This is a genomic window from Alcanivorax quisquiliarum, assembly GCF_023051175.1.
Taxonomy (GTDB): Bacteria; Pseudomonadota; Gammaproteobacteria; order Pseudomonadales; family Alcanivoracaceae; genus Isoalcanivorax; species Isoalcanivorax quisquiliarum.
The window spans coordinates 57,972-70,679 of the sequence record NZ_JALKII010000005.1 but is presented as its reverse complement, the minus strand read 5'-3'; the positions used below and the strand labels follow the sequence as shown (position 1 = coordinate 70,679).

General features: G+C 62.3%; 12 protein-coding genes. 3 read left to right on the top strand and 9 right to left on the bottom strand.

The window, feature by feature from the left end:
* Positions 1–46: 46 nt before the first annotated feature.
* Complete coding sequence (locus MU846_RS08805; protein WP_246951785.1) at positions 47–2,701, bottom strand: intermembrane phospholipid transport protein YdbH family protein; 2,655 nt, start codon at positions 2,699–2,701, stop codon at positions 47–49.
* Between the two features lie 63 nt (positions 2,702–2,764).
* A complete protein-coding gene (locus tag MU846_RS08800) occupies positions 2,765–3,538 on the bottom strand; it encodes a M90 family metallopeptidase (RefSeq protein WP_246951783.1) in 774 nt (257 codons plus the stop codon).
* 199 nt (positions 3,539–3,737) lie between these two features.
* On the opposite strand from MU846_RS08800, the gene MU846_RS08795 reads away from it, so the two are divergent.
* Complete coding sequence (locus MU846_RS08795; protein WP_246951781.1) at positions 3,738–3,908, top strand: CsbD family protein; 171 nt, start codon at positions 3,738–3,740, stop codon at positions 3,906–3,908.
* 185 nt (positions 3,909–4,093) lie between these two features.
* On the opposite strand, the gene MU846_RS08790 is transcribed toward MU846_RS08795, so the two are convergent.
* Together MU846_RS08790 and MU846_RS08785 are read right to left on the bottom strand one after the other, a co-directional pair.
* On the bottom strand, positions 4,094–4,477 hold the full coding sequence (locus tag MU846_RS08790) for a DoxX family protein (protein WP_246951779.1): 384 nt from the start codon (positions 4,475–4,477) through the stop codon (positions 4,094–4,096).
* A gap of 260 nt (positions 4,478–4,737) precedes the next feature.
* Positions 4,738–5,958, bottom strand: a complete 1,221-nt coding sequence (locus MU846_RS08785) for an MFS transporter (RefSeq protein ID WP_246951777.1) — start codon at positions 5,956–5,958, stop codon at positions 4,738–4,740.
* Positions 5,959–6,178: 220 nt separating this feature from the next.
* On the opposite strand from MU846_RS08785, the gene MU846_RS08780 reads away from it, so the two are divergent.
* On the top strand, positions 6,179–7,414 hold the full coding sequence (locus MU846_RS08780; RefSeq protein ID WP_246951775.1) for an MFS transporter: 1,236 nt from the start codon (positions 6,179–6,181) through the stop codon (positions 7,412–7,414).
* A gap of 80 nt (positions 7,415–7,494) precedes the next feature.
* On the opposite strand, the gene MU846_RS08775 is transcribed toward MU846_RS08780, so the two are convergent.
* The 3 genes from MU846_RS08775 to MU846_RS08765 all read right to left on the bottom strand — a co-directional run bounded on the left by MU846_RS08775 (position 7,495) and on the right by MU846_RS08765 (position 10,331).
* Positions 7,495–8,277, bottom strand: a complete 783-nt coding sequence (locus tag MU846_RS08775) for a metallophosphoesterase family protein (RefSeq protein ID WP_246951773.1) — start codon at positions 8,275–8,277, stop codon at positions 7,495–7,497.
* The gene (locus MU846_RS08770; RefSeq protein ID WP_246951770.1) at positions 8,277–9,251 is read right to left on the bottom strand and encodes a diacylglycerol/lipid kinase family protein; all 975 of its coding nucleotides are present in this window, start codon (positions 9,249–9,251) and stop codon (positions 8,277–8,279) included. The genes MU846_RS08775 and MU846_RS08770 overlap by 1 nt, the downstream gene beginning before the upstream one ends.
* A gap of 123 nt (positions 9,252–9,374) precedes the next feature.
* On the bottom strand, positions 9,375–10,331 hold the full coding sequence (locus tag MU846_RS08765; protein WP_246951768.1) for a DegV family protein: 957 nt from the start codon (positions 10,329–10,331) through the stop codon (positions 9,375–9,377).
* Between the two features lie 776 nt (positions 10,332–11,107).
* Here MU846_RS08765 and MU846_RS08760 point away from each other — a divergent pair.
* Positions 11,108–11,653 (top strand): HdeD family acid-resistance protein, encoded by a 546-nt coding sequence (locus MU846_RS08760; RefSeq protein WP_246951766.1) that lies wholly within the window; start codon positions 11,108–11,110, stop codon positions 11,651–11,653.
* On the opposite strand, the gene MU846_RS08755 is transcribed toward MU846_RS08760, so the two are convergent.
* Positions 11,654–12,076 (bottom strand): hypothetical protein, encoded by a 423-nt coding sequence (locus MU846_RS08755; protein WP_246951764.1) that lies wholly within the window; start codon positions 12,074–12,076, stop codon positions 11,654–11,656.
* On the bottom strand, positions 12,076–12,636 hold the full coding sequence (locus MU846_RS08750) for a lipocalin family protein (RefSeq protein ID WP_246951761.1): 561 nt from the start codon (positions 12,634–12,636) through the stop codon (positions 12,076–12,078). The genes MU846_RS08755 and MU846_RS08750 overlap by 1 nt, the downstream gene beginning before the upstream one ends.
* Positions 12,637–12,708: the final 72 nt, after the last annotated feature.

Genomic DNA, 12,708 nt, shown 5'->3' with positions numbered 1-12,708 from the left:
GTATTCTTGCCCTCTTTCAGCGCCTGCTCGGCAACCACAACACAGGTTAACGTAACCCACCCGGCTGGCGCTCCATCACCTGCCGCGAGATCTCATCACCGATACGCAGGCTGCGCAGCAGCACCAGCACATTCTCCCGGTGAGTGTAATTGAAGACCACCGGCAGGCCCTTTCGTTGCGGATTCACACCACGCAGGGTGACCGCACCATCCAGCCAGCCATCGGCGCTCATATCCACTGCCGCCAGAAAATCATCAATCTGCAACACCGACAAGCTCTCCAGCGCCAATTGCACAGCGCGGTTCGAGTTCGCCATCGCCTCCGTGCCGGCCGACGGCGTCAGCAACAATGCCAACGGCTCTTCATTCGCCAGCCGACCGCCCTGCACGGCCACATGGGTTGCCCCAAGCTGAAGCGGCAGAAAGCCGCCGACCCGGCCGGCTAACTGTACCACCGGATCAGGCTGCAACGCTGCCACCCGATCCAGATCGATACGGCTGATCACAATGGTCTGGAACGCTGGCGATGGCCAGGTGAGCATTGGCGCTCGCAGATAACCGCCCAACACATCGGCATAAATATCGCTGACTTGCCAGGTAGCCAGATCGCCGTCGTCCAGCGTCATGCGCACATTGCGAATGGGTGTACCGATATCCAGCTCATCCAGCGTCAGTGGGCCGACGCTGGCCAGCCGCACAGCCTCGCCCCGCACCGCCAACCGCAACTCGCCCGCGCCGCCATCTGCGCGAATACCGCCCCAGTCCAATTGCAGATCCCGCAAGCGCAGGCGGCCATCCAGCACCGGCTCGGCGCCATCCCAGCGCCACTGGGCATCGCCCTCCAGCAAGCCGCCGCGAAACATCACGCCCAGCCCCTGGCTCAGCTCCGGCGACAGCGGGGTGAACAGCGCCAGCTCGCCGGCAAAGCCATCCTGCCGCTGCGCCGCCACCAGATTCAGTGTGCTTTGCCAATCACGGATGGCCAGCGCCAGCTCACCGGCCAGCCCGGCGACCGACAACGTGCCCGTCAGCGCCGGCACGCGCCAGCGCTCGGCCAGCGCACCCTCGCCAGCCAACGCCAGCGTACCGTGTAGCCCGTCCGCATCCAGATAAAGCGGTTGTGGATTGGTGAGCTTCAGCGGATACACCAGCACGGTGCCGAACAATCCGCGCCGCATCTGTAGCTCGCCGGGCAACAGCCGCAAGCGCTCGCCCGTCCACTGCCATGGCAACGCCAGGTGCAGCTCGCCGCCCTGATCCAGCAATGCCAGCCGCGAGTCAGCCCGCAGCACTCCCTGCAATTGCTGCCCGTGATAACCCGCCTCAAGCTCGCCCGTGAGCGGAAACGCCTGATACTGGCCATCAAAGCGGATCGGCACCCGCCAGTCTGGCGGCGCAAGCTGCGCCACGGGCACCTGTACCAACAACTGCATATCAGGATGTTCGATCGCCAGCCGCGCCGGCTCGCCCTGCGCGCCCTCTGCAGCCACGCTGCCGCGCCAATCGCCGGAGAGCTGATAGTCGTTCCAGTGGCCGGCCAGCCGGAGCGCGCCCTGCCACTGCCAATCGCTGCCATCCCAGGCCAGCCGGCTTTGCGGCGCCGACAACATCAACGCCTGCCAACGGGCCACCAGCGGCAAATGCACGTCGCCATGTAGCGCAAGCGGCACGACTAAAGGAGTATCCCAGCTTAATTGCACCGCGTTGAAGGTGAGCCGGGCGGGCGCGAGCGTCAGTTGCCGGCCGTCCCAGCTCAGTGGCAATTCCCCCTGCATTGCCTCGCCTGTCAGCGAGATATGGCCAGCGCCCTGCGCCGCGCCGGGCGCTTGCGAGGCGAGTGTCAGTCGCAGCGCCCCAGCCGGGCCGACCGCTCGCACATTGGCCTGCACCGCCTCAAGCCCCGCGTCCAGATCACCGCTGGCGGCCAATGCCTCGCCGGTGTCCACCACCCAGCCGCCGGGCAGCGCGATCGGCCCCGTCAGTGCCAGCGCCGCGGCCCAGCGCTGCGCATCGAGTTGCGCGTTCAACCGTGCATCTGCCCGTTGCGGCTGGCTGCGATGCCCGAGCCGGCTGGCCTCTGCCACCAGGCTGCCAGCCGGACGGCCATCCACCAGCGTGCCGGATGCGTGTGCCGTGATGTTGCCAAGCCAATCCGGCGCCAGCGCCGGTAGCGCCACGTCCGCTGCAAGGCTCCATTCGCCATCAAGCCGGGCCAGTTGCAGTGTTGCCGTATTGCCTTGCTGGCGGGCGATCAGCGTCCAGTGCTGATCACGCAGCTCAAGCGTTAGCGCGGCCGGCGGCAGGCCCGGCCAGTGCAAGGCGTCGATCTGCAACGAGAACGGCGGGGTGCGCGGCAAGCTCGGCACGCGCAGCTCGCTCAGCGGTGTGGTGGGAGCTTCCTCAATGTGAGCGTCGGGGCAGCCTTGCCAGTGCACGCTGGCGAGGTGGGCTTTCAGTGGCCAGCGCAGCGGCACGGCCACCCCTTCGCCTCGTATCACTTCGCAGCCAGCGCGTGACCAGCTCCAGCGTTCCACGTGCAAGCCGCCTTGCCAGGTAACGTCCTGCACCGCTATGCCGCTGGCGCGCCACAGCAACCACAACGCCAAGATCACCAGCCAGGACAATAACAGCACCGCCAGCCACAACACGCGCCAGCGGCGCACTCGCGTGCGGCGCGGCTTGTTAGCCGGTGTGCTGGTCATTGGCGTGCACCCTCCTTGCCGCTCGCCCTGCGGCTCTCTCGACCACGCTCTCGGCCCTGCATATCAGGCAAGCCGCCGTGCCATGGCCAGAGGGTCCTGGCGATAAAACGCGCTCAGCTGCTGGTAGAGCGCAGGCCAGGCAGCGTGGATGCGCTCGGGCACCTCGAAAAACACTTCGGTGGCGACGGCAAAAAATTCACCAGGATCTTCCAGGGCGTAGCCATCAATGGGCAGCGGCTCACCATTGCGCTCTCTCGCGGCCAGATCCTCCCAGGCTTCGGTAAAAACCGCGTGCCAGCGCACGGCATCGAGATCGCCCAGCGGCGGCGCACCGTTGACACCGCCATCGCGCATATCAAGTTTATGCGCCATCTCGTGCAACACCACGTTGTAGCCCTCTTCCGTGCCCGCTGCACAGACATCTTCCCACGACAGGATGACCGGCCCCTGCTCCCAGGCTTCACCGCTGAGCACCTCGCCCTGCTCATGCACCAGCCCGAACTCATCCGGCTGCTGGTGATTGGGAATGAACGCGCCTTCGTACAGCACCACGGTATACCAGCCGTCATACCAGTTCAGGCCCAGCTTCAATACCGGCACGGCGGCCATAGTGGCGATCTTCAGCCGCATCTCGTCGGTAATGTGAAAGCCCGCACCGGAGGCAAAACCCTTGCGCAACAAAAATCGTAACGCCATCTCGCGCAACGCGGTCCGCTCTTCTCCCTGATAACGAGCAGCCACCGGCCAGCCGGCGACGGCGGCTTCCCACTGCTCGGGGGGCACTGCCAATGCAGCAAGACGACGGTTCTCACGCCAGCGGCGCAGGCCGTTGAACATGGTTTTCCTCACAGTGACTCACAGTGAACAGTGGCGTGGCCACCGGCAAGCATAACAGTGGTATTTCCAGCGCGGCGAGCACCGCCGTACCGGCAATTCGATTTTACAGATTTTGTTTGGCTGTTCTGCCGCTTCGCTGGTCAGACTTCTTGCAGAGCAGCATTGCTCTGTCAATTTCCACTATTGCGAGGACGTCACGATGAACAAGGATCAGATCAAGGGGCGCACCGAGGAAGCAAAGGGCAAGGCCAAGGAAATCGCTGGCAAGGTCGCCGGTAACAAGAAGCTCGAAACAGAAGGCAAAGTGCAGAATACCGCCGGCAAGGTGCAATCGAAATTCGGTGACACCAAGGAAAAGCTCAAGCGGTAAACGCACCCCAGCCGCTGAACCCAGTGGCTTGAAACCGGAATGATGACGCGATGCCGCACATCATTCAGGCGTTATTCAGGCGCGCCCCCGGCAGGCGGAAACATGGCCCGCTTGCCGGGGGCTTTCTGAATCAGCGCACTGTGCTATCTACACCGTGCTATCTACACCGTGCTATCTACGCCGTGCTATCTGCGCAGCGCATACTTGCCCGGCCCCAGGAACAGCAGCGCCAACGCCGTGAACAGGAAAAAGCCCTGTAGCTCCAGCGCCCATCCGCCCATGCCGCCGAGTGCGAACAGCTCGCTCATGTGCACCAGCACTATCGCCACCAGCATATTCGCCACAATCAGCGCAGCACCGGCCCGCATATAAAAACCTGCAATCACCATCAGCGGTGCAATCACCTCACCCACGAACACGCCATAGGCAAGCAATTCAGGCAGCCCGGCGCTGGCCAGCATCCCCTTGATGCCGGCAATACCGGTGGTGAGCTTGTGGATGCCATGCAACAGCATGAGCACCCCAAGCGTGAGACGAAGAATAAGCTTGCCAACATCAGGCTGGTGCATAGCGGGTTCCTGTTCCGGTTAAATAAACGAACCCGCTTATGACGCGTTACTGCGCAGGCGTCAACTGATGGATGGCAAAGCAATGAGGGCACACAGCAGCCAGTCCGGCGGTGCTGCCCGAGCCGCTCCGGCAGCGGTAAGGGAAACCAGAAGTGTTGCGATAGCCAGCAATCCTGTCTTGTACATGATCTCTCTCCTTGATCAGGCACTTCGGCTGGCGCTCGAACGAACGCCAGTCAGACAAGACATTATAGGAGGTTTTATTTACCTTCAACCCTTCTCGCCGCAGCCGCCTCCACTGGCGCGGCAACGCCCGCACCTCGCCGGGACGCTCGTGCCACCAGCACACCCAGCAGCAACAGGCACAAAGCGGCACAAAAATAAGGCGCTTCCGGGCGAATCTTGTAAAGCACGGTGCTCAACAACGGCATCACCACCATGGCCATCCCCTGCACGGCAGCCACCGTGCCGGCGGCCGTGCCCTGCTCGGTCTCTGCCACCGCGTTGGCGGCCAGTGTCTGGATCGACGGGAACACCATGCCCAAACCGGCTGCCATGACGCTGTAACTGATCACCATGCCGGCGCGGCTGTGCCAAAGCGTGACCAGCACAAAACCGAGCATCGCTAGCAAGGCACCCCACATCAAGCAACGGGCGCTATCCAGCCGCGGAATCCGGCTCATGCTCAATTGCACGACGATCAGCGTTACCCCGACGGCTGTCATGGCGAGGCTGCTCAGCGTTGCTGCGGCATGGCTATCCAGGCCAAGGCGATCAATGGCGTAAAAACCGACCACCATCTGCGACACAATCACCGAGCCCATCGCCAACAGCATGGCCAACGCAGGAATGCGCAGCCGTTTATCCAACACATGCACCGGCGGCGGTGGCGTGACACTGCGCGGCGCGTGCCGAGGCAGCGCCCAGCCGAGCCACACCAGCCCGAGCGCCGGCAACGCCGCCGCGATATACAGCGGCAACGACAAGCTGTGCCCGGCCAGCAGGCCACCAAGCATCGGCCCGAGCACCAGCCCCATGCCATTGGCCGCACCTAACCGCGACATCATCGAGGCGCGCTGCACCGGGCTTGATACGTCCGCCATCTGCGCCGCGCTGACGGTAGGAATGGCGGCATAAAAACCGCCCACCATGCTGCGCAGAATGACCATTACCAGCAGTGTGAGCCAGATCGCCGGAGGCGCCGCCAGCGCATAGTCGAGAAAGCCGGCCATCGCCGCATAAGCGAGCACATAACCGGAAGCCGCCAGCATCAGTATCGGCTTGCGCCCGTGTCGATCGCTGGCCCGCCCCCAGCGGCGCGCCTGTGTCATCCAGAACACGCCGGCCATGGTCACCATCAGTCCGCCGTGCCACTCGGCCATGTCCAGCTCGCGAATGATCGGGCCAATCAATGGTACGAACGCCATCATCGCGGTGAGGGACAACATATTGAAGAAAAACAATGCGCGCAGTTCGTGCATCAAGACACCCTGAAAAAAGAAAAACGCTCACCACGAACAAGCGCATCACACCAGCCTGTTGCCGGCATCCCGCACGACAGCTCACACCGCAGCGGCTACCCGCCACGGAAGGCAGAGCAACATAACGCGCTGCGGTGCAGCGCTCAACTTTTACAACGCCGGACAGTGTGCGAGCGCCGGTCTGCTATAGTAACCGGCTTCGATACTGCTGGCGCTTGCCATGGCTTCTGGTTTTTCTTCGGCGCGCCCCGCTGTGCAGGCGTGGGTCTTTATCGGCATATTGCTGATCGCTGCCAACCTGCGCGCACCCATCACCGGCGTAGCCCCTGTGCTTGATCTGCTGCGCAGCCATTTTTCTCTCAGCGCGAGCGCCGCCGGCTTTCTGACAACACTGCCCCTGTTCGCCTTTGCGCTGATGTCACCCGTTGCAGCACAGCTGGGCCAGCGATGGGGGCTGGCACGCATACTCGGCTACGCGCTGGTTGTGCTTGTCGGGGCACTGCTACTGCGCGTCAGCGGTTCGGTCGCTGCATTATTTGTGGCCACCTTGCTGATCGGCTTCGCCATCGCGGTGGGCAATGTGCTGCTGCCCGCCCTGGTGAAACAAAACTTCCCCAAGCGGGTGACCACCGTCACCGCCGCCTATGCCCTGACCATGGGTATTGCTGCCGGAATCACCTCAGCAGCGGCAATTCCGTTATCGCAGCTCAGCCAGACCGGCTGGGATATTGCCCTGATCGCGCCGCTGGCTGTGGCCGTGCTGGCGCTGGTGACGTGGCTGCCCCAATGGCGCAAACATTCGTGCCAACAGGGGCGCCAACAGGAGCGCGGGGCGCCACCGCAGCCGACGCAACAGCCCGCGATATCTCAGCCGCTGGCGCGCCCTGTCTGGCGTTATGCGCTCGCCTGGCAGGTAACTTTTTTCTTCGGGCTCAACTCGTTTGTCTATTACATCGTGATCAGCTGGTTGCCGGCGATGCTCCAGCCGCATGGCTTTTCGCCCGCTCGCATCGGCGAGCTGCACGGCCTGTTGCAGATCGCATCCGCCACGCCAGGGCTGGTGCTGATTCCGCTGCTGCGGCAGCGGCAAGACCTGCGCGCCGCAGCCATGTGTGTCACGCTGCTGGCCCTGGCCGGGCTGCTGGGGCTGATGTTACTGCCGGGCTGGAGCTTGCTGTGGTGCCTGACCTACGGCTTTGGCACCGGTGCCAGCATTATTCTGGCGCTGGCATTTGTCGGCCTGCGCAGCGCAAGTGTCGGCACCGCCACCGCACTCTCGGGCATGACCCAAGGGTTGGGTTATCTGCTTGCCGCCACCGGCCCGGCGCTGGCCGGCGCCATCCACGACTGGCTCGGTAGTTGGTCGGCGGTGCTGGCATTGTGTGTTGGTTGCGTGGTGGTGCAGGTTTTTCTTGGCGTGCGCGCCGGGGCTGCACGCCGGCTGGGTGACGTCTGACGCCGCTGTCTTTAGTGGCAAAAGTGGCAAAAAACAGAAAACCTCGGCTGGCCCGAAAGAGCTGGCGATTTACAGCAACGCTAGCGCGCCAGTGGCAACGCGTGCTGCTGCTTGCATACAAATGCGTCGGCCGGGGCGGCATAATCCCAGCGCTCGGCAATACAGTGCGTGCCATCGTAATCCAGCACATTGAACGAGTTTGGCACACCGCCACGCACCCGGTGCGAAAGCGCGGTGCCGGCCTGTACCGCCCACCCCCGTCGGCCTGCTGCGCCACATAGCGGCAGCACATAAGGCAGGTGAATGTGCCCCGACAACAGCACATCAAGGCCCGCACCGACCCAGGCCGAGATGGCCTGCTCATGGCCAATGGCCAGATTGGCCTGATCGCGCCGCTCTACCGCGCGTACGGGATGATGTTGCAGCACTATCCGCAGTTGCTGCGGGCGCGCCCGCGCCAATCGCTGGCGCACGCGCTCGATCTGTGCCGCTGTCAGCTCGCCGTTTTTGTGCCGCCTGGGCGTCGTACTGTTGACGCCGATCACCAACAGCTCGTTCGATTCAAGCGCCGGCTCCAGCTCTTCGCCAAAGGCGCGCCGGTAATTGCCATACGGCGAGCGGATACGTGCAGCCAGATTGAACAACGGAATGTCATGATTGCCCGGCACGGCGATCACCGGGCATTGAAGGCCATCCAGAAAATCGCGTGCCGCCTGAAATTGCCGACGCCGTGCTCGCTGCGTGATATCGCCACCGAGCATGATCAGTGCCGGGCGATGCGTTGCGACCCACCGCTGCAAGGCCGCAGACACATCCGGCAACTCGGTGCCGAAATGCGGATCAGACAGGTGCAACAGACGCATCAGCCCTGCTCTCGTTGCGCTGGCTGCCGGGGCACCAGCAACCACAGCGGCTCCGGCGCCACGCGAAACTCAAGCGGCGTGGGCAGCCGGCATATCTCGCCATCCATGGCGACTTTCACCCGACGGCGGCCACGCAGCTTGACCGTCAATGAATCAAAGCCGAACGTGATGACGTTTTCCGCATCACCCAGCCGGCTCAATAAACCGCGCAGCAACAGGCCGTACAAAGCCAGCGGCGTCAGCTCCCGCGCTGTCATCGCCACCAGCCGGCCTTGCGCAAGCTGATCGATTTCATCGACACCGATCTGCTCCAGTTGCAACGGGTTATTACCCACCACCAGCGTGGGCGAGCGCAGCGCTCGGCTGCCGCGCTCGGTTTCCAGTGTCAGCGTCAGTTGCCGGTGCGCCCCGCTCAATGTCACCAGCGCCGACCAGAACGCCACTGTGCGGCTGCGACCAAAGCGCTGCTTCCAGGCTTCGCGGTCTTCCAACAAACGCGGATAAAGGCCGAGGCTGGCGTTGACCAGAAACACCCGGTCGTTCACCAACCCCACAGTCACCGGCTTGAGCACTGCATCGAGCAGCACCTGCACCGCCTCGTCGGTCTGCTGGGAAATCCCGAAAGCGCGGCCAAAATAATTGAAGGTGCCCTGCGGCAAAATGCCGAATGGCCGGCCACTGCCAAGCACCGCCTGACTGACCGCGTTGAGTGTGCCATCGCCGCCCGCCGCCACCACAATGCCGTCCTCGGCCTGCGCCTGCGCCACCGCCTGCCGGGCAGTGGCCGGCAACCGGCGCCCGTCCCTCACTGGCAGCAATACAAAGCGCCGCCCGGCCGCCGCCAGGCCCTTCCGGATCTCACGTTCCACTTCACCTTCGGCATGGCGGCCGGAACCGGTATTGAGCACGATGAACAACGGCTCCTCGCCGGTCAGCGATACAGGAGGTGAAGATATTTCGGAGGGAATCGCCATAGCCTGACGCTACCCAAGGCCGGGCAGCGCCACAACGGTTCGAAGCGGAGCTTTAACATTCGTTGACGAGTGCCGGCATGCGCCCGCTCGGCTTACCTTGCCGAGCAGGCCGTGGACGATGCGCTACATTTTTACATGCTTGCCTGCGTAGGCAATGAACAGACAACCCGCCCCCACGTTCACCGCACCGGTTGCGCTCATGGTCGCCAGTTTCAACTGGATATTGCGTTCCCGCGCAGCCTTGGCCAATTCGTCGTAACCCGGCATGGCCGGCACGCGGGTAATATCGCCGGCATAACTCAGGCACACACTGCTGGACATCAGCTCGCCGGCGGTAATGCGCTCGGTCACATGGCCAAGCATGCGGGCGACTGATTTCTCATAGCTGCGATTGACGTTGGCCGGGTTTTCCTCACCGCGATAAATGCTGATCACCGGGTGCATCGACAACGCCGAGCCCAGCGTCAACGCCATGCCGCGCATGGTATCGCCCAGGCCCTTACGATCGTTCTTGCGAAACCCCCGATCGCGCACATAGCCCAGATTGGCCGGCACCATGTAGCCGCATACGTTGGGGATCATTTCGTCGATCTTCAGGCGGATCTCGTTGGCCGGCACGCCGGCCTCGATCAGCGCCGCCACCTCGGCCACCAGCACCGCGGTGCCGGCGAAAATTGTCTTGGAGTCGATCACGCGCATGGAGAACGGCCCCTGCACATCGGCCGCAGCCCGCACTGCCCGATATTGCTTCAGGATACCGAACGAGGCGCGCGTCGCATTATCGAAAATCTGGCTGTGACGGCTGGATACCGTGATGCAGAACACCAGATCGTAATCGATTACCAGGCGCTCAAGGAATACGGCCTGAACTTGCTCGGAGGTGTACGGAATCGATTCTGCATCCACCCCTTTTGTGTCGATCTGTTCGGCATAAAAGTGCTGGGTGGCGGCCGCATCGCGTTCATCCACAAGCAACTCATCGCCGAGGCGAATCGAGATAGGCATTACCCGAATATTATGCTGTGCAAAATCCGCCTCAGGCAGATCGCAGGTGGAATCCACCAGAATACCGATACGCATTACAAATCCCCCTTTTGTTGTTGTTACGCGTCCTCGGCAGGCTTAAGGAGGCAAAGGAGGAAAGACTGCGGGCTTGGTGAAACCGCCTTTTTATTATTATCGGCACTGTCCTTCAGCCATACTGCACTGGCCCTTCCCAAGACCATACTTCCTGGCACTGTGCTGCAACCAGACATTCCCTGAGCCGCGCTGCGCGGACGCATCTGCTGTAGCAGCCATCCAGTCTAGCCAAATTCGCCAACATTGCAAAACAGATCACACTAATGTGCCAAGCTGCGGGCAGAGAGTTTCCGGCCCGTTGGACAAAGCACGAAAGCGACCCCCAGCAATATCATATTGATATCAAAGAACTTTCAAAAACAAAGAAGGTAGCACCTGCTCCAACTGTCGCGAACCGGCCAAGGCGCCCCCACCCGCGATGAGCCAAAATCAGCTTGCCGATAACGCCTCCCATGGCACACCGTACGGGCGGAAGCGCCAGCCAACCTTTCCACCACCAGCCTCCTCAGCAACATTGCCGAGCTACGCTTATCACGGTGCCCTCTGCTACGCCTTACGCCAGGGCGCGCACTGGCGAAAGCGCCCACTGGAGCAATCAATGTCTTAACGGAGATGCCGATGCCTCAGCCCTTCGCGTTCCGGCAAGTAACGACACAACCCAACCTGCAAATTTTACGTTCAACCGTGGCCGGGCCGCTTGCTGCCACCGCCTCGCTGGGCCAAGGTAGCAGCCGCCCCGATGGGCGAGGAATCCACCCCGCAAGGAGGCCATGCTAATGCCCACGCCGCCATTCCCCCGGCCCAATGCCGGGATCCTACTGTTGTTCGGTGCCATGGCACTATTATTCGGTGCCTTTGCCTTGGTCAGCCCGCTGGATGCCGCCATCGCATTGGCCTGGGCACTGGGTGTGATGGCGCTGGCCGAAGGGCTGATTTCTATCGCCATCTTGTTTGATGGCCAGCACACACTACCGCGAGGCTGGCTGGTGATCTACAGCATCGCCTCTCTGCTGTTTGGCATTTTCACAGTGCTCAACCCTGCTGCAACCGCTGGCATTCTGATCCTGCTACTGGGTGCCTGGCTAATCATCGGCGGCCTGTTTCGCATCGTTTTTGCCACACGTGTGCGGCGCTTTATCCGAGGCGAATGGCTGATCGGTCTCAGCGGCGGGCTTGCCATCGTGCTCGGCGCGCTGTTTTTATCCAGCCCGATTGCCGGGCTGGTGGTGACCACGCTCTGGGTAGGTGTGCTCTCGGTGCTCTACGGTGTCGTGCAGGTCGCAGCCGGCATTTTACTCTGGCGCCGGCGCCGCGCTGGCTGATCAGCGCACCGCGAAACGCGCACGCAAGGCCATCACGGACGACCACAGCGCCAATGCCAGCGCACCTGCAATAACAGCGAAACTCCAGTAGATATAAGCCACTACCGGGGGCGGCGCATGCATGGCACTCACCACGGCCAGCAAGCTGAAAGGCAGCGCCAGCAGCAGCACCGCCCAAGCGCGCCAGTATGAACGCCGATACGACGCCGGGCGCAGGATGGCATAAGACAACAGCCCCTGAATCGTAATCAGCAGCAGCAACCAGAGCACGATGTCCAGCGGGTAACCATGGGGCGGCGCAATATTGCGCACATACATCAGATACGGGTTAGGCAGAAAACCGGCCACGACCACCGCCACCGCACCAACCAACCCGACCGTGAAAATCGCGCCCCGCCCGAACACTGCACCCCGCGCTCCCATCAACCGCCATGCCTACCCTGATCCACCCAGATCAACGCAGACACATCAATGCCAAGCCCTGCGGCCTGTTCCAGCAACTGCTCACGCACGCCCGCCGGCAGCTCTGGCTGGCGCGCAAGAATCCAGAAATATTTTCGGCTTTGCCCGATTACCATGGCCCACTGGTACTCATTATCCAGCGCCACCACGTGATAACCGCTGTAAAACGGCCGGAAGAAGGACACTTTCAACGAGCCCTCACCCGGCTCGCCAATCGGCTTCGCGATGCCGACGGCTTCTTTACGCTCACCCGTATCTCGATCAAAACCACTGTTGATCACTTCTACATGCCCATCCGGCCGCACGCTGTATTGCGCCGTGACGTTATCCAGATCGCGCTCGAAGGAATGATCCAGCCGGGCAATCTCGTACCACTTGCCCAGGTAGCGCTCAAGCTCGAACGGTGCCACTGGTGTAACCCCGTCGGGCGGCGATACCGAACAACCCACCAACCCAAGAATGGCTGCCAGAAGCAGGAAACCGAATTGCTGCAATCGACCGCTGATCACACTCATGGCCATGGTTACGCTCCCTGTAGAATAAAAAAATCCTGACTATAGATCGTGGCATCGCTCACGCTATACCGTCCACGC

Coding starts and splice junctions, on each gene's coding strand:
- MU846_RS08755 (WP_246951764.1), bottom strand. CDS start 12,076: ATGGGAGCGCGGGGTGCAGTGTTCGGGCGGGGCGCGATTTTCACGGTC.
- MU846_RS08760 (WP_246951766.1), top strand. CDS start 11,108: ATGCCCACGCCGCCATTCCCCCGGCCCAATGCCGGGATCCTACTGTTG.
- MU846_RS08765 (WP_246951768.1), bottom strand. CDS start 10,331: ATGCGTATCGGTATTCTGGTGGATTCCACCTGCGATCTGCCTGAGGCG.
- MU846_RS08775 (WP_246951773.1), bottom strand. CDS start 8,277: ATGCGTCTGTTGCACCTGTCTGATCCGCATTTCGGCACCGAGTTGCCG.
- MU846_RS08790 (WP_246951779.1), bottom strand. CDS start 4,477: ATGCACCAGCCTGATGTTGGCAAGCTTATTCTTCGTCTCACGCTTGGG.
- MU846_RS08805 (WP_246951785.1), bottom strand. CDS start 2,701: ATGACCAGCACACCGGCTAACAAGCCGCGCCGCACGCGAGTGCGCCGC.
- MU846_RS08800 (WP_246951783.1), bottom strand. CDS start 3,538: ATGTTCAACGGCCTGCGCCGCTGGCGTGAGAACCGTCGTCTTGCTGCA.
- MU846_RS08780 (WP_246951775.1), top strand. CDS start 6,179: ATGGCTTCTGGTTTTTCTTCGGCGCGCCCCGCTGTGCAGGCGTGGGTC.
- MU846_RS08750 (WP_246951761.1), bottom strand. CDS start 12,636: ATGGCCATGAGTGTGATCAGCGGTCGATTGCAGCAATTCGGTTTCCTG.
- MU846_RS08795 (WP_246951781.1), top strand. CDS start 3,738: ATGAACAAGGATCAGATCAAGGGGCGCACCGAGGAAGCAAAGGGCAAG.
- MU846_RS08785 (WP_246951777.1), bottom strand. CDS start 5,958: ATGCACGAACTGCGCGCATTGTTTTTCTTCAATATGTTGTCCCTCACC.
- MU846_RS08770 (WP_246951770.1), bottom strand. CDS start 9,251: ATGGCGATTCCCTCCGAAATATCTTCACCTCCTGTATCGCTGACCGGC.